The sequence below is a fragment of the Phaeobacter sp. BS52 genome (assembly GCF_045040595.1).
Classification (GTDB): domain Bacteria; phylum Pseudomonadota; class Alphaproteobacteria; order Rhodobacterales; family Rhodobacteraceae; genus Phaeobacter; species Phaeobacter piscinae.
The window spans coordinates 580,416-601,902 of record NZ_CP090662.1 but is presented as its reverse complement, the minus strand read 5'-3'; the positions used below and the strand labels follow the sequence as shown (position 1 = coordinate 601,902).

The following is a 21,487-nucleotide window of genomic DNA, read 5'->3' as shown; positions in this document are numbered from 1 at the left end:
ATGCCATGCACCCCGTCGTAAAACTTGTGTCCCAGCGCCTAGCGCTGGGACTAATTCTCTTGATTGCCGCATCCGTGCTCATTTTCATGGGCACCCTGATCCTGCCCGGCGATGTGGCGCAGTCCATTCTGGGCCAGTCGGCCACCCCTGAGGCGCTCGCCAATCTGCGGGAAGAACTGGGCCTGAATGAACCTGCCATACTGCGCTATTTCGACTGGCTGTTCGGCGCTTTGCAGGGGGATCTGGGCACTGCTCTGACCAATGGTCAGGACATCGCAACCAGCATCGGCCGCCGCCTTGGCAATACGCTGTTCCTGGCCTTCTGGGCTGCTGTTATCTCGGTTCCGCTGGCAATCTTTCTGGGCCTTCTGGCGGTGCGCTACCGCGACCGCTGGCCTGACAAACTGATCTCGGCCGTGACGCTGGCCTCGATCTCGATCCCGGAATTTCTGATTGGCTATCTGCTGATCTATTTCGTTGCGGTGCAGATGGGCTGGTTCAGTTCTGTCGCAATGATCAACGATTCCATGAGCTTGCTAGAGAAACTCAACGCCATTGCCCTGCCTGTTGCAGTGCTGACGCTGGTGGTTTTGGCGCATATGATGCGGATGACCCGTGCGGCGATCCTCAATGTGATGCAGTCGGCCTATATTGAGACCGCAGAGCTGAAAGGCCTCAGCACCTTTCACGTGATTGCGCGCCATGCATTTCCCAACGCCATTGCACCGATCGTCAATGTGGTGATGCTGAACCTTGCCTATCTGGTGGTGGGCGTCGTGGTGATCGAAGTGGTCTTTGTCTACCCCGGCATGGGGCAGTATCTGGTCGACCATGTGTCCAAACGTGACGTGCCTGTGGTGCAGGCCTGCGGTCTGATCTTTGCCGCTGTCTACATTGTTCTGAACATGATCGCTGACATTGTCGCTATCCTGTCCAACCCGCGTCTGAGGCATCCGAAATGAAGAATATCCCTATCTCTGCAATGATCGGGCTGTTCTTCACGGCCCTGTACTTTCTGATGGCGATCTTTGCGCCGCTGTTGGCGCCCTATGGCATGGCGGAAATCGTTGGTGACGTCTGGGAGCCGCGTTCTGCGGAGCATCTTCTGGGCACCGACAACATTGGCCGCGATCTGCTGAGCCGGATGATCTACGGTGGTCGCACAACCATCTTCATCGCCACCGCAGCCACGATCCTGTCGTTTACCACGGGATCAATCCTTGGCTTCTTTGCCGCTGTTGCGGGCGGCTGGGTCGATCAGGTCATGTCGCGGCTGGTGGATCTCATCATGTCGATCCCAACGCTGATCTTCGCCCTTGTCGTTCTGTCGGTCATGCCCGTCACGGTACCGGTGCTGATCGTGGTCATGGGGCTGCTGGACTCCACACGGGTCTATCGTCTGGCCCGTGCCGTCGCGGTGGATATCGAGGTCATGGACTACGTCGAAGCGGCCCGCCTGCGCGGGGAGAGAACCGCTTGGATCATCTTCCGTGAGATCCTGCCGAACGCTCTGTCACCGCTGGTGGCCGAAATGGGTCTGCGGTTCATCTTCATGGTGCTCTTCGTCTCGACGCTCTCCTTCCTCGGCCTTGGCGTACAACCGCCGGAAGCCGATTGGGGCGGCATCGTGAAGGAAAACAAGGAAGGCATCGTCTATGGTATCCCGGCGGCTCTGCTGCCCGCCATTGCCATCGCCACCCTTGCGATCTCGGTCAACCTTGTGGCGGACTGGGTTCTGAACCGCACAACTTCTCTGAAAGGAGGCCGCGGATGAGCGAACCTCTTATGAAAGTGCGCAATCTGAAGATCGGCGCAACTGTCTACCCGCCGGGTGAAAAGCCGCATGACATCGAAATCGTGCATGGTGTCAGCTTTGACCTGCAACCGGGCAAGGTGCTGGGGCTGATCGGGGAATCCGGCGCGGGTAAATCCACCATCGGTCTGGCCTCCATGGCCTATGGCCGCGGTGGGGTCAAAATCACCGGCGGCGAAGTCTGGGTGAACGGTCGCGATATCCTGCAGTCAAAACTGCGCGATATCCGCCGTCTGCGCGGTGGCGAGGTGACCTATGTGTCGCAATCGGCTGCTGCCTCCTTCAACCCGGCCAAAAAGATCATGGAACAGGTGATCGAAGCGGCGGTTGAGCAGGGCAAATTCTCCAAGAAAGAGGCCGAGGCGCGCGCGCGGACCCTCTTTGCCAAGCTGGGCCTGCCGGATCCCGATAATATCGGCGAGCGTTACCCGCATCAGGTCTCCGGCGGCCAGCTGCAGCGCTGCATGACCGCGCTGGCGCTTTGCCCGGAGCCGGATTTGGTGGTGTTTGACGAGCCGACAACGGCGCTGGATGTGACCACCCAGATTGAGGTGCTGATGGCGATAAAGGAAGCCATCCGCGACACCGGTGTCGCCGCGCTCTATATCACCCACGACCTCGCGGTTGTGGCGCAGGTGAGCGACGACATCATGGTGCTGCGCCACGGCAATATGGTGGAATACGGCCCTGTTGATCAGATCATCAACGCACCGCAGGAGGAGTATACCCAGGCCCTGGTCTCGGTCCGCTCCATCACCCATGAGGAAAAGGCCCCCACCCCGGAACCGGTGCTGAGCGTGCGCAATATCACCGCGCGCTACAAGGGCACCAAGTTCGACGTGCTGCACAATGTGAATGTTGACCTGCACCCCGGTCAGACATTGGCGGTGGTTGGGGAATCCGGCTCTGGGAAATCGACACTCGCACGGGTGATCACCGGCCTCTTGCCGCCGCGCGAGGGCGAGATCGCGTTCGCAGGCCGCACCCTGTCATCCGATCTGGCGGGGCGCAGCCGCGAAGATCTGCGCGAGTTGCAGATGATCTACCAGATGGCAGATGTGGCCATGAACCCGCGCCAGACCGTGGGCACCATCATCGGGCGCCCGCTGGAGTTCTACTTCGGCATGAAAGGCGCGGAGAAGCGCAAGCGGATCATCGAACTGCTGGATGAGATCGAACTGGGCGAAAGCTTCATGGATCGCTACCCGGCAGAGCTGTCGGGTGGGCAGAAACAGCGTGTCTGTATTGCCCGCGCCTTGGCTGCCAAGCCAAAGATGATCATCTGCGATGAGGTCACCTCGGCGCTGGATCCGCTGGTGGCGGATGGTATCCTCAAACTGCTGCTAGAATTGCAGAAGATCGAGAATGTCGCCTTCCTCTTCATCACCCATGACCTTGCCACAGTGCGGGCGATTTCGGACAATATCGCGGTGATGTATCAGGGGCGCGTGCAGCGCTATGGCGGCAAGACCGAAGTACTGTCGCCGCCCTTTGACGACTATACCGACCTGTTGCTTAGCTCAGTGCCGGAAATGCGTCTGGGCTGGCTGGAAGAGGTCATCGCCAACCGCAAGATGGAAAGCGCCTAGCAACTAGCAAGCAGGCAGTGCATATCACCTCTCGTCGCAGGCGACTGCGGCGGGACGCTCCCAAAGGCGGTCGCAGGTACAATCCTCACGGCCGCCTTTTTAACTCACCTTTATAAGACCCTGGGTTCTGCGATGGACAACAAACTTCTCCTCATCATCTTGGACGGCGTCCCCTGGCGCAATTTCCGTCGGCTGTTTGGCAATCTGGAAGGCTGGGTCGACAGCGGCGAGGCACGGGTCTGGAAACACCGGGCGGTGCTGCCGTCGATTTCCGCCAGCTGCTATGCCTCGATCCACACCGGCGTGGTCCCGGCTGAGCACGGCTGCACCGGCAATGGCAATGTCTTTCGTCTGGGGCACAAGGATGTGTTCAGTCAGGTACGTCAGGGTGGTGGTGTGACAGGTGCAGTTGCCCATAGCTTCTGGTCCTCCTTCTTCAATCGCCACCCCTATGATCCGGTGCGCGATGTGGAATATGACGAGGCCGACAGCGCCACGATCAATCACGGACGGTTCCATTCGATGACCGGCTACGGGCTGGTCAACCAGATGACCCCCTCCGACGTGGACCTCTTTGGCACGCTGACCAATCTTTGCCTGCGCTTTGGCCTCAACTACGGCATGCTGCACACCTGCACGCTGGATTGTATGGGACACCGGTTCTTTCACGACTGTCAGGAGATGGATCACGCCTGTTTCGTGATGGACGAGATGCTGGCCCCGTTCATTATCAAATGGCGCGACATGGGCTATGAGATCATTGTCACCGCAGATCATGGCCAGGATGAGCGCGGCCACCACGGCGGGCGCAGCCCCCTGCAACAGGAAACCGCGCTTTATTACTTTGGCGATGCGACAGGCCCCGCAGAGGGCGTGGTGATTGATCAGCTGCAACTGGCCCCCACCATTCTCAGCCGTCTCGGTGCGCCAATTGTCGACACGATGAAGGCAAAATCTTTCCTCAGCTGAGGATCCGTGGCAGGCTTCTTTGGGTGATCGATAACTTCGCCCGACAGGAGCCTGCCATGACCCGACATTGCCTTGCCCTGATACTGCTGCTTCTGCCGCTGCCCGCATTGGCGCAGGATGGCTGTGACGATCTTTGGTTCACGCGGAATCTGATCATGGACCGGGCCGGTTATTGCTTTGGGCCGACACTGGGGCAAAGCGTCTTTGACAATAGCGACTGTCTGGGCAAATCGGTCGCGCTTGACCCACACAGCAATCGACAGGTGCAGGAAATCCGGGGACTAGAGCAGTTTCACGGCTGCAAGGTCAATACCAAGCGCCGTCAACTGGCACTGAATGACACCCACCTGCGCCGCCTCCTTGTCGATCTGCCGATCCGCGATGAATTTGAAAGCGCCTGCCTTGGTTGGCTTGGTGGTCCGGTGCCGCGCTACTCAGGTCACAGTGCAGGAACGGCGCGCATTGGAGTGATCCAGCCCGGCGATGTCATCGGGTATTCCCATCTCCCGGTGGGCAACTGGTCTTATGTGACCACCCACACGAGCGACTGGCGCGTCAAAAGCGGTGGATGGTACGACCGCAGTGCCGCACCTGAACAATGCCGTGACTTTGCAGGCTAGGGTCGGCGTCACTCATAAGGCCAGAGCCCCTGCCCCAGCGCTTCCACTGCAACGGAAATCCTCTCAAAACTGTCGCGGGCGCGGCCGACGCTGTGGCGGGCCCGCAGATAGCCGTGGACCAACCCCGGCTCATTGATCCAATGTGCCTTGCCGCCAGCTGCCAAAATCTTGTCGCGGTAGTGACGGGAATCGTCGCGCACGGGATCGCAATCAGCGGTGACCAGCACCGTGGCAGGTAGATCTGAGAAATCATTGTCAGCAAGCGGTTCCAATGTCGGGTCAGTACCGACCTCACTCCCCTCCGGGCGCCGCAGCTGTCCATAGAACAGAATGTCATCCCGCGTCAGCATTGGGGCCTGCGCATGTTCCAGATAAGAGCCTTCGTTGATGTCACCGCCAAAGGCCCCGTAGATCAGCACCTGACCGACCAGCCCCTTGAGCCGTCCACGGGCATGATGCGCCACCGCAGCACAGAGATTGGCACCGGCGCTGTCCCCGGCCAGGACCAGATCGCCATCGAAGCTGGCAGAGATCCACTGACTGACCGCCCAGGCATCTTCAAAGGCCGCAGGATGCAGGTGTTCGGGAGACAGCCGGTAGTCCACTGCGACCACGCGATAACCGGTTTGCGCGCAAAGCTCGGCACAGACATCATCATGGCTGTCCAGCCCGCCAACCACGAACCCGCCGCCATGACAGTACATCACCGTGCAGCCCGGTTCTCCGGCGGTGTAGATCCGCACCGGAACGGCACCCACCAGACGATCCTTGCAGCTGACACTATCAGGACGCGCGGCGCGAAACTCAGCCGCCATGGCGTCATAGACCTTGCGCTGCTCGGCAATCGACAGATCCACCGCATCATCCGGGTAACATTCGCCCGTCTTGCGGATAAAGGCCCAGGTTTCCTCGTCGATCAGCCGTTCGTAGTTCATCTCGCCGTTCCCTGTGTCGTAGTGCGTCGGATGAGCCTAGCAGCGCGGCGGTCAAAAACCATGCCCCAGAATTGAAAAAAAGCGCCCCGGTGGAGCGCTTTCTCTATCTCGTTCAAGGACCAGTGCCGAAGGCGGGCGATCACGCCTTCGGCATGGGCTCCCACGGGCGGGTAAAGACCCCCAGCACGTCGGAGATATCCGAGGCCTTGGCACCGTTTTCTTCGACCTGTGCGACCAGCCCGCGACCTTTGTCATCGACCACATGTTCGACACGGGCTTAGCAGACCCGCCTTGAGCAGCGCGTCGTTGTAGATCCGGGTGATGGCATTCTTACGTAGATCCGGTTTGAAGACCTTGCCCACGGCGGTTTTTGGCAGCTCATCCATCACGGTGACATGTTTCGGGATCGCTGCCCGCTCATGTACGTGGATCTGACAATAAGCCAGAAGCTCGTCAGGCGTCACAGTTGCGCCGTCCACCAATTCGACAAAGGCACAAGGCACCTCGCCGGCATGGGCATCCGGCTGGCCGATGGCGCTAGGCAAAGGCCACAGCCTCATGCCCCAGAAGCGCCTCTTCAATCTCGGCCGGGTCGATATTGTGACCACCGCGAATGATCAGATCCTTGGCACGACCGGTGATCCAGAGGTACCCGTCGCTGTCCAGCTTCCCAAGGTCGCCAGTGCGCAGGTATTGATCCTTGTAGAACAGACCGTCGTTTTTCTCGACTTCGGTATAGGTGTGACCGGCGTAGACACCGGGGCTGGAGATGCAGATCTCGCCAATCTCATCCACCCCCAACTCAACCGTGCCACTGTCGGTTCCTTTGACGATCTTCACATCCGTATAGGGCAGCGGAATACCGATCGAGCCGATTTTCTTCTCACCCTCAACCGGATTACAGGACACCAGACAGGTTGCCTCGGTCAGGCCGTACCCTTCGACGATCTTGACGCCGGTTGCCTCTTCAAACCGTTTGAACAGCTCGACCGGCAAGGGGGCCGAACCGGAGAAGGCGGTTTTCACTGTGGAGACATCCGCATCCACCGGCCGCTGCATCTTTGCCGAGATCGCCGTGGGCACCGTGATGATGAAGGAAATCTTCCAGCGCTCGATCAACTTCCAGAAACTGTCAAAGACACCGTCGCCGCGATAGCCCTGTGGTGTCGGGAACACGACATGCGCACCGGAGGCAACAGCCGCCATCAGGATCACATGGCAGGCAAAGACATGGAACAGCGGCAACGGGCACATGATGTTGTCTTCGGCAGTGAACAGCAGCTTGCTGCCCAGCCAACCGTTGTAGTTCATGCCGGAATAGGTGTGCTGTGCCACCTTGGGCATGCCGGTGGTGCCGCCAGTGTGGAAATAGCAGGCCACGCGGTCGCTGTCGGAATCCGCAAAGGTCAGCTCGGTGGGATGCTTACGCAGCTCTTTGTTGAAGTTCTTGTAGTCCGCATGCGCCAGCTTGTCCTTGCCCTCGAGCTTGGGGCGGATCATCGGCACAATCCAAGACTTCGGCGGGGTCAGATAGCGGTTAAGGTCAATTTCCAGAACCGTGTTTACCTTAGGCGCGTGGCGCACCGCCTCGGCGACCTTTTGGGCCACGTCGGTCTTCGGGAACGGCTTCAGCGTCACCACCACCTTTGCCCCGGTCTCGCGCAGGATGGAGGCGATCTGCTCCGGCTCAAGCAATGGGTTGATCGGATTGGCGATCCCGGCCACAGCGCCGCCCAGCAGTGTCACAACCGTTTCGTTACAGTTGGGCAGGATATAGGCAACGACGTCCTTCTCTCCGATCCCCATGGAGCGGAACATATTCGCCGCCTGGGTGACCTTATCCTTCAGCTGGCGCCAGGTCAGGGTCTCGGCCTTGTCGGTCGGGCCCGAGAAGATCTGATAGCTGATCGCCTTGTTGTCAGGAAACTTCCCGGCCGTACGGGACAACAACCCATAGAGCGTTGTCGGCATGTTTCGCTGCCCGAAGGGCATTTCATTCACTAGTGCCAAGCAGTCCGCGGCCGTGGCAAATCCCATTGGTTTCCTCCCCTAGTCCCCTTGTGCCGGGGAATTTCAGTTAACACAAAATGATTTGAAACGGCCTGTCGTGCAAGCGCGCCGACAGGGTCACGTCAAGGAAGCCTGCGCTTTGACGCAGCGACATTTGACCGTTTTCAACCTTGAAACCGAAATACTGACCGTTTGAGGCGGGATTTGTCTATTCTGCAGCCAGTCCATCGGTGAACTGCAGCCGCGCCAGACGAGCATAAAGACCGTCTTCAGCGACCAGTTGGTCATGGGTGCCGGTGGCCACAATGCGCCCCTCTTCCATGACCACGATACGGTCTGCCTTCTTCACGGTCGCCAGCCGGTGCGCCACGATCAATGTGGTGCGCCCCTGGCTCAGCTCGTCTACAGCCGCCTGCACCAGACGTTCGCTTTCCGCGTCAAGCGCAGATGTCGCCTCGTCCAGCAGCAGCACCGGCGCATCACGCAGAATGGCACGGGCAATCGCGATCCGCTGTTTCTGCCCACCCGAGAGCATGACACCGCGCTCACCAACCTGGCTGTCGTAGCCTTCGGGCAGTGCGGTGATAAACTCATGCGCCGCCGCAGCTCGGGCAGCGGCCTCAACCTCAGCGTCGCTGGCACCGGGGCGGCCAAAGCGAATGTTGTCACGCGCGGACAGCGCAAAAATGACCGGATCCTGCGGCACCAAGGCGATATGTTTGCGAAAATCATCCCGTTGCAGATCCCGCAACGGCATACCATCCAGGCAAACGGCACCAGACGTCGGATCATAAAACCGCTGGATCATCTGGATGATCGTTGTCTTACCCGCACCAGACGGCCCGACAAAAGCAACTGTTTCCCCCGGCTGCACGGTGAGCGAAACATCCACCAACGCCGGGATCTGTGGGCGCGCCGGATAGCGGAAGGATACGTTGTCAAACCGGATTTCCCCGCGCACTGGTGTGACAAGTGTTTGAGGCCGCTTGGGATCCTGGACCTGATCTATCGCCGTCAGCAGCTCCACCAGCCGCTCGGTCGCGCCGACGGCCCGCTGCAATTCGCTCCAGATTTCCGACAGCGCCGCGACCGAGCCCGCAACGAGAACCGCATAAATCACAAACTGAACCAAGGTGCCCTCGGTCATCACGCCCGCGCGCACGTCATTGGCGCCCATCCACAACACACCAACCACCCCGGAGAACACCAGGAAGATCACGATGACAGTCAGAAAGGCGCGTGTCTGGATCCGTCGCATCGACACGTCAAAGGCGGTTTCGGTCAGACGGCTGAATTCGCTCCGGCTTGCACCTTCATGGGTGTAGGCCTGAACCGTCTGAACTGCGCCCAGCGCCTCCCCCGCATTGCCGGATGAGGCCGCGATCCAATCCTGGTTCTCGCGGCTGATCTTGCGCAGGCGCCGCCCCAGCACCAGGATCGGCACAATCACCGCAGGCACGATCAGCAGCACGAGGCTGGTCAGCTTGGCCGAGGTCAGCAGCATCAGCGCCAGACCACCGATGAAGATCAGCATGTTGCGCAGGGCAATCGACACGGAGGACCCCAGAACCGACTGGATCAGTGTGGTATCTGTGGTGATCCGGCTCAGCACCTCGCCGGTCATGATCTGTTCATAGAACGCCGGGCTCATGCCAATGACGCGGTCAAACACCGCCTTGCGGATATCGGCAACCACCCGTTCGCCCAGCCGTGTGACCAGCGCGTAACGCAGCCCGGTGCCTGCCGCCAACAGCGCAGCGATCACAAGGGCAGCGGCAAAATACTGATTGAGGAGCGCGGCTTCGGAGATCCGGAAATTGTCGACAACCCGACGTACCGCCAGCGGCAGGGTCAGCGATAGACCCGCTGTCAACACCAGCGCCAGCGTCGCCATGGCCATCAGCACACGATAGGGGCGCATGAATGGCCATAGTGCGGAGAGAACACCAACTTTGCGTGATTTCTCGCGCTCTACATCCGCAGTCGGGACCGCTTGATTTCCCGCCATGTCAGCTCCTTCGACGTTCCGTGTGGCAGGTTCTCGAGCCTGCGCATCGCCAAGGTTCATGACTGCGCAAACCTCTAAGGTCAAGCGCACAGAGACCATCATCCCCGGCCATAGCGCCGCATGCCGTAGATCAACCAGACGTGCCGCGTCGTGACGGGTAACTGCGCAGGCGTCCCAAATATCAGCTGATGTCGGAAATCCTGGAGCGGGTAGCGGGAATCGAACCCGCACCTTAAGCTTGGAAGGCTCTTATGATACCATTTCACCATACCCGCTCAGGGAATTTGGTCTATAAATCGGTGCTTTCTGAGCGTCAAGCGGATCTGGTGTGAAAATCTCACATTTCGCAGCGTCGCTTGGAACCAACGACTGCCGCAGATCTGATCTTTGGCCGTGTCAGCTGCCCAGCACGCGGCCAATCCATCCCTTGCGCGGCGCGTCGTCATCGGTGGGGTTTTCGGTGTCCGCGTCGTTTGCCTCCGCGCCGGCTGCCAGCTGGCTCATCGGCTTCAACAGCGCTCTGAAACCGTTCGAAGAACTGATCGGCCATTTTCTTGGCAAAGCCATCAATGATACGGCTGCCCAGCTGCGCCAGCTTGCCACCAACTTTGGCCTCCACCTCATAGCTCAGAAGTGTCTGCCCATCTTCGCCGTCGCTCAAAGTCACATGGGCATCCCCTTTGGCAAAACCGGCAGCGCCGCCCTTCCCTTCACCGCGCAGGGTCAGGCTGTTTGGCGCATCAAGATCTGAAAGCGTCACAGTCCCGCGAAACGTCGCCTTCACCGGACCCACTTTCTGCACGACGACCGCCGTGAAGCCATCCTCGGCGGAGCCATCCATCTCCTGACAGCCCGGCACCGCGTTCTTCAGGGTTTCGGCATCCAGCAACCCCTGCCAGACCTCGGCGCGCGAGGCAGCTATGGTGCGGGTATCGGCAAGTTTCATAAGCGCTATTCCTTCTTCTGGCGATCGGCTGGGGATCTCAATCCTGGCAGACAGCGGACGGCCTGCATGACATTGCATAGTCTAAACCGGAACCGCCCCGATATGCGACATTGGTTGCAGACCGACGGTCGGCTACCCCACCTTAACGCTTTCGGTCAACCTGCGCCGTCAGCTTGTTCCAGGCCATTGCCGGACCAGATCGCAGACCATGATCATCACCTTCGACCTTTCGCCTATTGGTAGGTCCGCATCTGTGCTGTTAGCATGATTCTCGCCGGAAGCAGCGCTTAAGCCACTGCAACTGCCCGACCTATGCCACAGAACCAGCCGCCCGACCTCAGGAGCCTGATGACACAGACGTCCCCCACAACAGCCACGACGCAGAGCGCCACCGCCGATCCGCAAGGCTTGGCCCGCTTTGTCACCGCGTTGATCGTCGAGGATCATCCGCTGTTCTGCGACGCCTTGGCGATGACCTTGCGCGCGACAGTCGGGATTAGCACCATCGCAACCGCACCGACACTGGAACGGGCCATGGCCGAGATCGCCTATAAAGCGGCCCCCGATGCGGTGGTTCTGGATCTGAATCTGCCAGACGTTCATGGGCTGGACGGGCTTATCCGGTTGCGCAATGCCACCAGCGCGCCGATCCTAGTCGTCTCATCCATGGCGGACAATCGGGTGATCAGTGCCGCCATTCACGCCGGTGCTGCAGGTTTCGTCCCCAAGCACAGCCAGCGCGAGATCTACATCAGCGCGTTCGATGCCATCGCAAAGGGCACGCCCTTTGTCCCGCCCGGCTATGTGCTGTTGCCGCGCGACAGCGAAACGCAGGACGCGACGGGGCGACTGGCGACACTGACCAATCAGCAGGCGCGCATCCTGCAACTGATCTGTGCTGGCAAACTGAACAAGCAGATCGCCTATGACCTGTCCATCGCTGAAACCACGGTCAAGGCTCATGTCACCGCAATCATGCGCAAACTCGGTGTGCAAAGCCGCACCCAAGCAGTTCTGATCGCAAAGGAAACCAGCTTTGCAAACGTCTTGCAAGATCTGGGCTGAACTGCCTACCATCCAGCATGACACGCCCTGCCCGTCCCCGCGCCAACACCGATATCCCCGCAGCCGCACAGGCGGAGGCCGAGCGCACCCTGCCAGCTATGGCTGCCGCATTGCATCACGCCGGTCGCATCACCCGCACCGGTTTTGCAGACGCCGACGCGCCTGATGCGCTGGCGAGGTTGGCACAGATGCTGGCGCCGCTGGATGAGCTTGAGTTGATCATTCTCTTTGTCTCTCCCCAGGCCGATATCGATGCGCTCAGCGCGGCGGCCGCCCATGATCTGGGTCCCGCACAGGTGGTTGGCTGTACCACCGCAGGCGAAATCGGCGAGGCCGGTTACACAGATGGAGAGATTGTCGCCATCGGCCTTCCGCGCAGCCATTTCTGCGCCCGTGTTCTGCCGATTGACGATCTGAACGCCTATGACGCCCAGAGCCAGATCGACCAGATCATTCGCAATCGCAACGACATGGCGCGGGAGACACCGCAGTGGGGATCCGAATTTGCCTTCCTGTTGATTGATGGGCTGTCGGTCAAGGAGGACGCGCTCACCGCCGATCTTGCGCCGGGGCTTGGCCCGGTGCCACTGTTTGGCGGATCCGCCGGGGATAGCAGCGATTTTGGCGCGACATATGTCCTCTGTGATGGGAAGGCACGGCAGAACGCAGCGGTCCTTCTACAGATCCGCAGCAACTGCCCGATCGAAGTCTTCAACACCGATCATCTGGTACCGACGGCCCAGCGCATGGTGGTAACTGGGGCTGATCCTGCTCGCAGACTGGTCCATGAGATCAACGCCGAACCGGCAGCGCGGGAATATGCGCGCCTGCTGGGCAAGGATCCGGAACAGCTGACCACCTTCACCTTTGCCGCCCATCCCGTCGTGGTGCGCATTGGTGGCCAGCATCATGTGCGCGCGATCCAACAGGTCGCAGACACTGGCGATCTTGTGTTTTTCTCCGCCATCGACGAAGGGGTCGTGCTGACGTTGGCAGAACCTCTCGATATGGTGGATCATCTCGACCGGGCGCTCTCTGCGCTGGGAGAGACCCGGACACCGGATGTGATCCTGGCCTGCGATTGCCTGCTGCGACGGATGGAGGCCCAGCAGAAACAGCTGACCCCACAGATCTCCGCCCTGCTGGCCAAACACCGCGCGGTTGGGTTTTGCACCTACGGAGAGCAGGTGAACTCCATCCATGTGAACCAGACCCTGACGGGAGTGGCCATCTACCCGCCCGAAACAGACGACACTGCGGTCAGGCCATGACCGAAGGCCTGATTGATCCGCGCGATTCACTGGAACGGCAGAATGAAAAACTGCTGAAAATCACCGCAACCCTGATGCGCCGGGTGGAACAGGATACCGATGCCTCCGGCCTTGCCTATGCGCAGTTCGAACGCGCTGCTTTGCTGGAAGAGGAAATCCGCAGCCGCACCCGCGATCTGGAGCGCACGCTGGATCTGCTCAATCTCTCGAACGCCAAGCTCGCCGAGGCCAACCGCGAAACCGAAGCCGCACGCGCCAACCTCGCCAATGCCATTGAAACCGTGCAGGAAGGGTTCGCGCTCTTCAATCCGCAGGATGTGCTGGTGATGTGCAACAGCCGATTTGGCATGCACATGCCGGACATCTGCGCTGATCTGCGTCCGGGATTGAGGTTTGACAGCTACGTGCAGCTGGTCAGTTCCAGCACGGCCCTGTCGCTGCCCACAGGCACGCCCCCCACCACTTGGGCTGCGCGCAGACTGGCCCGACATCAGGACCGCAGCGTCATGTTCAACGTCCGCATGACCGGCAATCGCTGGGTGCAGGTGAGTGAGCACCGGACGCCGGATGGCGGCACGGTCATCCTGCAGACCGATGTCACGGATATCATGCGGATCCAGCATCAGGAGCGTGAACGAATTCTCGACGATCAGGCCCGCCTGATCCGCGCCACATTGGAACATCTGAACCAGGGGGTCTGCATCTTCGATCAGCAGGCCCGGTTGGTCGGGTGGAACCGGCTGATGGGGGATCTGCTGTCGATCCCGATCGGGCGATTTCGCATCGGCAGCCGGTTTGAGAGTATTTTTGAGCGCCTGCGCGAGACCTTTACCTTTGCGCAGGCGGATATCGCCGATCAAGTCGCAGACTGGGCGCGCCCGCGCACCGTATTGGAGGCCAGTTCAGCTTCCGCAAAGACCGCTGCCGATCAGCGCGCGCGGGCTCCGCTCTCTTTCGATATTCAGCAGGGTGCGACGCGGGTTCTGACGGTGTTTATGCAGGATATGCCCGATGGCGGCTTTGTGATCAGCTTCACCGATGTCACCGCCGAACGGCAGGCCGCCCGCGCCATGAGCGAGGCACGCGACACCCTGGAACAACGCGTGCTGGAGCGAACGCTGGAGCTGGAAGACGCGCTCCAGGCCGCTGAACGGGCCAATGCGTCCAAATCCCGCTTTGTCGCTGCCGCCTCCCATGATCTGCTGCAACCCTTATCTGCCGCAAAACTCTTTGTCGCCGCTCTGGAAAGCGAACTTCCCGGCGGTGCGCCTCAGGACACGTTGCATAAGGCGGCCAATGCGCTGGACAGTGTCGAAACGCTGGTCTCCGCTCTCCTCGATATCTCAAGGCTGGATTCCGGTCGCGCCGAGGTCCATGTGGCCTCCGTCGATCTGGGCGACCTGTTGGGTCAGCTTCAGGACGAGATGCGTCCAATGGCCGATGCCAAGGGGCTGACCCTGCGCCTCAGCCCCAGTCAGGCGCGCGTGCTGAGTGATGTGACCTATCTGAGGCGTATCCTACAGAACCTGATCTCCAACGCGCTGCGCTACACGGATCAAGGTGGTGTCCTGGTTGGCGTACGGCCCCGTCACGCCTCCGTCCGGGTTGAGGTCTGGGACACGGGGCCCGGCATTGCAGAACAAGATCGCGGCCGCATTTTCGCTGAGTTCCAGCGCCTCAATGCCACGGCGAGTGCTGCTGACGGAATGGGGCTGGGGCTGGCCATTGTGGAGCGTGCCTGCGCGCTGCTTGGCCACCCCCTGACACTCAGATCTGAGGTCGGGCGTGGAACGGTCTTTGCCATTGACCTGCCCCGCGACGCCGCCCAGCCGACAATCGGCGAGGCATTGCTTCTTGACGCGGCGCCCCCTCGCCCTGCCGCTGCGCAGCTGCCGCAATTGATCGCGCTGCTGATTGTTGCCGATACAGACCTGCGGCAGGCGCTGAGCCTCACTATGGAACAATGGCAGATCGACGTGCTGCCCTGCGCCAGCGAGGGTGAAGCCCGGACCTTGCTGGCCGAAATTGAGGTCGCCCCGGATGTTCTGCTGATCGACCTGCACCTAGGGTCAAACCTAAGCGGCGCCAAAGTCATTGACGATCTGCGTCGCGATCTTGGTCCTCTCCCTGCATGCCTCATGTCCGCCCCCCCAACCCAGACATCACCACGCTGGCGCAAGGACTGGATGCCCAGCTGTTCACAAAGCCGATCCACACGGAGCAGCTGCGCAGCTTTCTCAACGATCTGCGCTCTCCGCAGGTTTGATGCCCGATCAGCGCGCCCTTGCCTGAATCCGCCGCTGCCCTGACAAAGGCAACCGAGTGACGCGCCACGCTCTGCCGATGCAAAAGTGATCCGTGGGTGAAAGCACAACGTAGTAAATCCACAACAAAACCCCTATCTGCGATATCTAGCCCGCACTCGCCGTCCAGATCATCGCACAGTCGGAAAAACCACGCCAGATGACCTCTCCCCACGCTATGCCGGTGCACCGGCCCACCGCCGTCATCACCGCACACGGCCAGCCCTCCGATCCCGCCCCTCAGGAACGCGCGCTGGCAGAGCTTGCAGATGCGGTCGCAACCCTGTTGCCGGACTGGGATGTCCGTTCGGCCACCCTTGCCACCTCCGACCGGCTGGAACAGGTGACACCGCAGGGCGCGCTGGTTTATCCGTTCTTTATGGCAAATGGCTGGTTTACCAGTTCTGTGCTGCCACGGCGGCTGCAAGGGCACGACGTTTATCATCTTCCGCCCTTTGGGCTTGACCCCAACCTGCCCGGCCTTGCCTGCGATGCGCTTGCCCTGGCCTGCGCCGCACGCGGCTGGTCCCTTTCCCAAACCCGTATTCTGCTCGCGGCACATGGCTCAGCCCGTGGCCCCAAGGCCGCAGAGGCGGCAGAGGCCTTTGCAACAGCGATGCGCGACCGCCTTCCCGGCACCACGCTGGCCACCGGTTACGTTGAGGAAGACCCGCGCATCGCAACGACCGCCCGAGTGTTCGAAGACACCGCCCCAGCGCGGCCCAGCCTCTGCCTGCCGTTTTTTGCGCAAGCGGGCGAGCACGTGCGCGATGACATTCCCGATGCGCTGGCCGATGCAGGCTTTGGCGGCGATACCCTGCCGGTTCTCGGAGCACTCCCGCAGGTGCCACAGCTGATTGCAAACGCGCTCAATAAAGCCCTTTCCGGCCCCGGTGTCATGCCAACCTGATCTGAGGGCAGCGGGGCGCTCCTGCACATTGCCCGCAGCTACGCCTCTTTGCCGTGTTTGGTCCCAGGTGGATTGTCATTCGAACACATGCCACTGTTACAGGCGTCAGTCTTGCTCTCCCCAGACCTGGGGAAGAGCGTGCCCATAAGAACAAGACAGTGCCACAACAGAATTTTTCATTTTTCCGCCCGGTTCCGCACAGCGGCCCTTGCACCGCCCCCCCGCATGTGATTAATCACGCCTCACACCACCGGTAAGGCGAGTTGGCGGAGTGGTGACGCAGCGGATTGCAAATCCGTGTACACCGGTTCGATTCCGGTACTCGCCTCCACTAAAATCAATGAGTTGAAAAGAACTTTAGACCTTGATGTTATCACCAGGGCATCTCATTCGAGTTATCGCCCTGTTCTGCTTATAGACACTCCTTCGATGCTTGACGTGCGCGCATGGCCTGACCGGCCTCTCCTGCATCCTTCGAGATTGTCTTTTTGGTGGCGTGGGTAAATAAGCGCAGCTTCGCATATGAGCGTCGTAAGGCATCTTAGCTAGACCGTCGCACACGCTCGCGACGCGGCCGTAGTCTGGGGTTCGCTACGCCTACCGCTAAACCGAGGCGGATGCCTGAACCGGCTCCCAGTAGACCGGGCCGCAGTCATTGTCTTCGAGGAACCTGTAGCGCGCCGCCCGGCGGTCCTCATTCAGTTGGATATCTGGCGCGGAGCGGTCTTCAAAACGGTAAGGCAATACCGCGCGCAGGTCCTCAGTATGCTCAAACACAGCCCGCACCACCCAAGGACGCGTATACATCGCCTCGCGTGTCGCTTCCTTCGGGCGTTGGAAACCCTTGGACGATGGAAACACAATCCCTCCCTCCACAGGGATCTCGAGGGACCTCAAAAAGTCGCGGTAGTCATCCTTTAGGCGTTCGACCCGGATGATGTGATCCGCGACGCAGACACCATCTAGCGAATAGACGTCAAAATCCTGCGGCCAGCGGCCATCGCTGACGAACCTTTTGAACCGGGGCGCTACCGGGCGCTCTGGGCGCCGATTGCCCTTCCAGAAAAACGAGGAAATTGCCTTCTCCCACGGATTTCGCTCGGTGCAGACCACATCGTAATCCACGATATCCTCACCGTAGATGCGCAGCGCATCAGAATATCTGGAGTGGTTTTGCAGCTCAATCACTTCACCGGAATTGATATTCACAAATCGCGGATTTTCTACCCGCGCGACGCAATCCACCCGCTGGCTTTCCTCACGCGGGCGCAATTTGGTTATCATATCCTGCGGGCCGCAATATCTGCTGATCGCGAGTTCGATTGAGCTGCCAGCGGTCTTCCCCGGCTTCACGTAAACAAAGTTATGTTTGTGGCTTACAATCATTTGAACGCACTCAGAAGGTAGGGTATCTTTCGCTTATGGCATGCGGGGTTAGCTCGGGCAATGATCACAGGCAGGTCGATAACCGGCCCAAGAGGTTGATAAGGCAGGTATGAATACGCACGAACGGCACCAGCGCTGAGGACCCGTGTCGACATACCCACGGAGCCCCCTTGTGGTAACAAGGATGAGTGTCGAACGAGGCACTTCTGGACAGGGAGCAGTTTTTCAGGCTCGATTTTGCAAGTCGTCAATTTCGCCCAGCGAAAGATACGATTTTCGAGCGACCCAACGATCGCCCTCTTGGCCTTTTTCATAAAAACAACGAAGCAGTGCGGAATATTATGTCTGACCTCCCAGTAATCGCCTCCCTCTGGATTGGGGGAAATCTGAGTTATCTTGAACAAACCTGTCTCAAATCATTTGCCGATCACGGACATCGCACCCTTCTTTACACCTATGAAACCGTAGACAATTGCCCACCCGGTGTTGAGCTGATGGACGCGAACCGTATTTTTCCGGCGTCAGACTTCATCCGCCACAAGGTGTCTGGTTCCCCGGCCGTTCACGCCGATGCCTTTCGCTACAAGATGATCTCGATGCAGAATGTCATTTGGGTGGACGCAGATGTTCTCTGCGTGAAGCCCTGGGATTTTCAGGATCAATGGGTTTTTGGCTGGGAAAAAACCGGGCGTCTGGTCTGCAATGCCGTCCTCGGTCTGCCCCGGTTCTCCCGAACGCTGCAGCGGCTCAATGCCTTCTGCGAAAACGAATACCCGATCCCGCCTTGGGCAAAGGGGGAAGAACGCACACAGCTTGAGGCCGCACATGCGGCTGGTAACCCGGTGCATGTATCCGAGCTGAAATGGGGCGTCTGGGGGCCCTCAGCATTGACGCATTTCCTCAATGAAACAGGCGAGATGGCCCATGTGAAACCACAGATGGCGTTTTTCCAGATTTCATTCAAGGAGCGCCGCAATCTGCTATCGCCGGGTTATATTGTTGAGAAGAAGATTGATGATGGCTGCTATGGTGTGCACCTCTGGAATCGTCGGCTGAGCCGCCGCCTGATCACTCATGAGGGTGGCATTCCGCATCCTGAGAGCTATCTCGGCCGCGCCTTGGTCCGTCACGACATTGATGCTGCTGCTGCCCCGATCCCGGACCGCCCACCTGCGGGAAAACCGACACAGGCTGAGCTGGCAAAAGCCAAAGCCTCCACCCCGGCGGCCAAAGCCCCTCCCCCTGCCGCTGGGCACTCAGCCCACCCGCATCTCAGCATGCCGCTGGATCAACTGGTGCAGAGCCCGCACTACCAACGCGCGATCAACAACCTTGAGTTGCGCACAGAGACCATTGGCGACCGGCTCTCACCGCTGTCAGAGCCAATCTCAAACGATAACATCCTAATCCTGACCTCAATGAAGAACGAGGCGCCGTTCATTCTGGAGTGGATTGCCTATCACAAGGCGATCGGGGCTAAGCATTTCCTCGTCTACACCAACGATTGCAGCGACAACACAAATGAGATTTTGGATCGCTTGGCTCAGCTGGATCTGGTCACCCGCGTCGCCAATCCCTGGGATCCGACCTCCGGTAAGAAGCCTCAGCATGTAGCGCTGGCAGACGCGATGCAGCAACCCGTGTACAAGGGGGCGGATTGGGTTCTGACCATTGATGTCGATGAATTTGTGAACATCCACGTCGGCGAAGGACGTTTTGCCGATCTGTTCAAAGCGGCTGGTGACCCCAACGTCATCTCCTTCACCTGGAAATTTTTTGGCAATGGTGGCGTTGCCAACTATGAAGACCGCCCGATCATCGAACAGTTCACCGCCTGCGCGCCAGAGTTCATTCCCAAGCCACGACTGGGTTGGGGCTTCAAAAGCATGCTGCACAAGTCCGCGCCTTACACAAAGATCGGCGTACACCGTCCATTGAAAATCGACGACGAAGAAAACATCTCGCAGGTGCGCTGGGTCAACGGATCCGGTCGCGTCATGCCGGAGATGCTGCTAACCAACAATGGCTGGCGCTCCACCAAGCGGTCACTTGGGTATCGCATGGCGACGCTCAACCACTACGTGCTGCGCTCCGCGGACAGCTTTCTGGTGAAACGGGACCGAGGCCGCATCAACCATACGGATCAAGATCAGGGTATCGACTACTGGGCGCGACGCAACTACGCCTCTGAAACCGACGCACGCATGCACAACCGCGTACCAATGATGCGTGCTGAGTTGGACACGCTGATGGCCGACGCGAAGCTGGCAAATCTACATGCGGAAGCGGTTCAATGGCACGAAGCCAAGATCGCTGATCTGAAATCAAAACCAGAATACGCCGCACTATACGAAAACCTGACCGAAATCGCACGCCCGGATGCGATCTATCTCACCAAGCTGGAAGACCAGGCTGAGGCCGGAACCCCGGCGGATGTCCAGATACCCGAGCCCGAAGCCCTGCTGCTCTCACCCGAACAGATTGAGGCAAAGACACGGCTGCTTAAGGAGATGGTACAAGGCAAGATCCGTGTTGGGGATCTGCGCGGTCGCGAAGCAGAGCTGGGCGTGTCGATGGATGTCTCAGATCTGGCCCAGAAGATGCAGCAGGCGCCTCAGGCCGTCACCGCTGCAACCAATCCAGCGTCCGCTGCAAACCGTGTGGTCAAAGTCGCACCCGCCGCGCCTGTTTCGAGCGATCAGCATAGGCTTGATCATGTGCCGATCTGGCTTCCCAAAGCTCCAGACACCGCGGCGCCCGCTGCTGGTGACCCAAGGTTCACGGACATGCGGACCCATGCTGCTCAGCGCGCTGGCTTTTTCTGGGAGAGCGATGAAAACGCGCTGTTCTTCGAGCCTTTTGGCAAGCGGCTTGTGGTCACTTTCGACAATATCCATGTGGTTCAGCAAAAGGAGGGACAGCGATGGCCTTGGGGCTACAAACTGCTATCGCAAACGCTGGGCTGTTCGGTCCTTGGTGTGATCGGCTCCAAGCGCAATTGGTTCCGCAGCCCCTTTGTTCATGATAGTTTTGACCACCTGCGCGACAGTGGTTTCTTTGATCAATTCGATGAAGTCTTGTTCTACGGCGCCTCCATGGGCGCCTATGGCGCGCTGACCTATTCGCAATGCGCACCGGGCGCCAAGGTGCTCGCCATCGCGCCGCAAACCACGCTGGACCGCCGCATTCTGCCCGACGATGACCGCTGGGGTTGGACCGCGCGTCTGGACTGGGATGATCGCTATGCGGACGCCTCAGAGGCAACCCATCTCGCTGACGATATGGTGGTTCTCTATGATCCCTACTTCGACCCGGATGTGCAGCAGGTCAATCGCCTGAAAGGTGACAATATCCGCAAGTTGAGAATGCCATTCTTCGGCCACCAGCTGCCGCAGGCGCTTGTCAATATGGGCATCCTAAAACCGATACTGAGTGAGATTTTTGAGGGTCGCCTTACCGCCCAACGGTTCTACCAGTTGCTGCGCGCCCGTCGTGATCTCCCCCGTTTTCAGCATGATCTGCTGATGAAGGCTGAGGAGAAGAACCACCCAAAGCTCGCCATTCAAGTCTGTGAATACACGTTGAAAAAACGCGATGCCAAGAACATCCGCAATTCCCTTAACCGTCTCCGCGCCGAACTTGCAGAAGCGGAAGGATAAGCC

General features: G+C 59.6%; 13 protein-coding genes, 2 tRNA genes and 2 pseudogenes. 11 read left to right on the top strand and 6 right to left on the bottom strand.

Annotated elements, in window-relative coordinates; genetic code table 11:
• Nucleotides 1-5: 5 nt before the first annotated feature.
• From L0Z65_RS02905 to L0Z65_RS02885, 5 genes are all read left to right on the top strand, one after another.
• A complete protein-coding gene (locus tag L0Z65_RS02905; protein ID WP_040180303.1) occupies nt 6-962 on the top strand; it encodes an ABC transporter permease in 957 nt (318 codons plus the stop codon).
• The gene (locus L0Z65_RS02900; protein ID WP_040170368.1) at nt 959-1,774 is read left to right on the top strand and encodes an ABC transporter permease; all 816 of its coding nucleotides are present in this window, start codon (nt 959-961) and stop codon (nt 1,772-1,774) included. The genes L0Z65_RS02905 and L0Z65_RS02900 overlap by 4 nt, the downstream gene beginning before the upstream one ends.
• Nucleotides 1,771-3,402 (top strand): ABC transporter ATP-binding protein, encoded by a 1,632-nt coding sequence (locus tag L0Z65_RS02895; RefSeq protein WP_405110611.1) that lies wholly within the window; start codon nt 1,771-1,773, stop codon nt 3,400-3,402. The genes L0Z65_RS02900 and L0Z65_RS02895 overlap by 4 nt, the downstream gene beginning before the upstream one ends.
• Before the next feature lie 132 nt (nt 3,403-3,534).
• A complete protein-coding gene (locus L0Z65_RS02890; protein WP_405110608.1) occupies nt 3,535-4,371 on the top strand; it encodes an alkaline phosphatase family protein in 837 nt (278 codons plus the stop codon).
• A gap of 56 nt (nt 4,372-4,427) precedes the next feature.
• Nucleotides 4,428-4,991, top strand: a complete 564-nt coding sequence (locus tag L0Z65_RS02885) for a DUF4453 domain-containing protein (RefSeq protein WP_405110605.1) — start codon at nt 4,428-4,430, stop codon at nt 4,989-4,991.
• A gap of 8 nt (nt 4,992-4,999) precedes the next feature.
• On the opposite strand, the gene L0Z65_RS02880 is transcribed toward L0Z65_RS02885, so the two are convergent.
• From L0Z65_RS02880 to L0Z65_RS02860, 5 genes and pseudogenes are all read right to left on the bottom strand, one after another.
• Entirely contained in the window at nt 5,000-5,926 is a 927-nt protein-coding gene (locus tag L0Z65_RS02880; protein WP_405110602.1) for an alpha/beta hydrolase, read from the bottom strand.
• A gap of 139 nt (nt 5,927-6,065) precedes the next feature.
• Nucleotides 6,066-7,963: pseudogene (locus tag L0Z65_RS02875) on the bottom strand (acyl-CoA synthetase).
• A gap of 181 nt (nt 7,964-8,144) precedes the next feature.
• On the bottom strand, nt 8,145-9,944 hold the full coding sequence (locus tag L0Z65_RS02870; protein WP_405110599.1) for an ABC transporter transmembrane domain-containing protein: 1,800 nt from the start codon (nt 9,942-9,944) through the stop codon (nt 8,145-8,147).
• A 201-nt stretch (nt 9,945-10,145) separates the two neighbouring features.
• Nucleotides 10,146-10,219: transfer RNA gene (locus L0Z65_RS02865), tRNA-Gly, on the bottom strand.
• 167 nt (nt 10,220-10,386) lie between these two features.
• Nucleotides 10,387-10,890, bottom strand: coding sequence for a CoxG family protein (locus L0Z65_RS02860; protein WP_405110596.1), 504 nt, complete (start codon nt 10,888-10,890; stop codon nt 10,387-10,389).
• A 348-nt stretch (nt 10,891-11,238) separates the two neighbouring features.
• Here L0Z65_RS02860 and L0Z65_RS02855 point away from each other — a divergent pair, with 348 nt between their 5' ends.
• The 5 genes and pseudogenes from L0Z65_RS02855 (at nt 11,239) to L0Z65_RS02835 (ending at nt 16,770) form a co-directional block, all read left to right on the top strand.
• On the top strand, nt 11,239-11,955 hold the full coding sequence (locus L0Z65_RS02855; protein WP_102896667.1) for a response regulator transcription factor: 717 nt from the start codon (nt 11,239-11,241) through the stop codon (nt 11,953-11,955).
• 17 nt (nt 11,956-11,972) lie between these two features.
• Complete coding sequence (locus L0Z65_RS02850) at nt 11,973-13,226, top strand: FIST N-terminal domain-containing protein (RefSeq protein ID WP_102896666.1); 1,254 nt, start codon at nt 11,973-11,975, stop codon at nt 13,224-13,226.
• A pseudogene (locus L0Z65_RS02845) lies at nt 13,223-15,492 on the top strand (PAS-domain containing protein). Before L0Z65_RS02850 ends, L0Z65_RS02845 begins: the two are co-directional and overlap by 4 nt.
• A 197-nt stretch (nt 15,493-15,689) precedes the next feature.
• Nucleotides 15,690-16,439, top strand: coding sequence for a sirohydrochlorin chelatase (locus L0Z65_RS02840; RefSeq protein ID WP_405110592.1), 750 nt, complete (start codon nt 15,690-15,692; stop codon nt 16,437-16,439).
• A 257-nt stretch (nt 16,440-16,696) separates the two neighbouring features.
• Nucleotides 16,697-16,770, top strand: a tRNA-Cys gene (locus L0Z65_RS02835).
• A 272-nt stretch (nt 16,771-17,042) separates the two neighbouring features.
• Here L0Z65_RS02835 and L0Z65_RS02830 read toward each other — a convergent pair.
• Complete coding sequence (locus L0Z65_RS02830; protein WP_405110589.1) at nt 17,043-17,723, bottom strand: hypothetical protein; 681 nt, start codon at nt 17,721-17,723, stop codon at nt 17,043-17,045.
• Between the two features lie 443 nt (nt 17,724-18,166).
• Between L0Z65_RS02830 and L0Z65_RS02825 the strand changes: the two genes are divergently transcribed.
• Nucleotides 18,167-21,484 carry a glycosyltransferase family 2 protein gene (locus tag L0Z65_RS02825; RefSeq protein ID WP_405110586.1) on the top strand — a complete coding sequence of 1,106 codons (3,318 nt, stop codon included), beginning with the start codon at nt 18,167-18,169 and terminating at the stop codon, nt 21,482-21,484.
• Nucleotides 21,485-21,487: the final 3 nt, after the last annotated feature.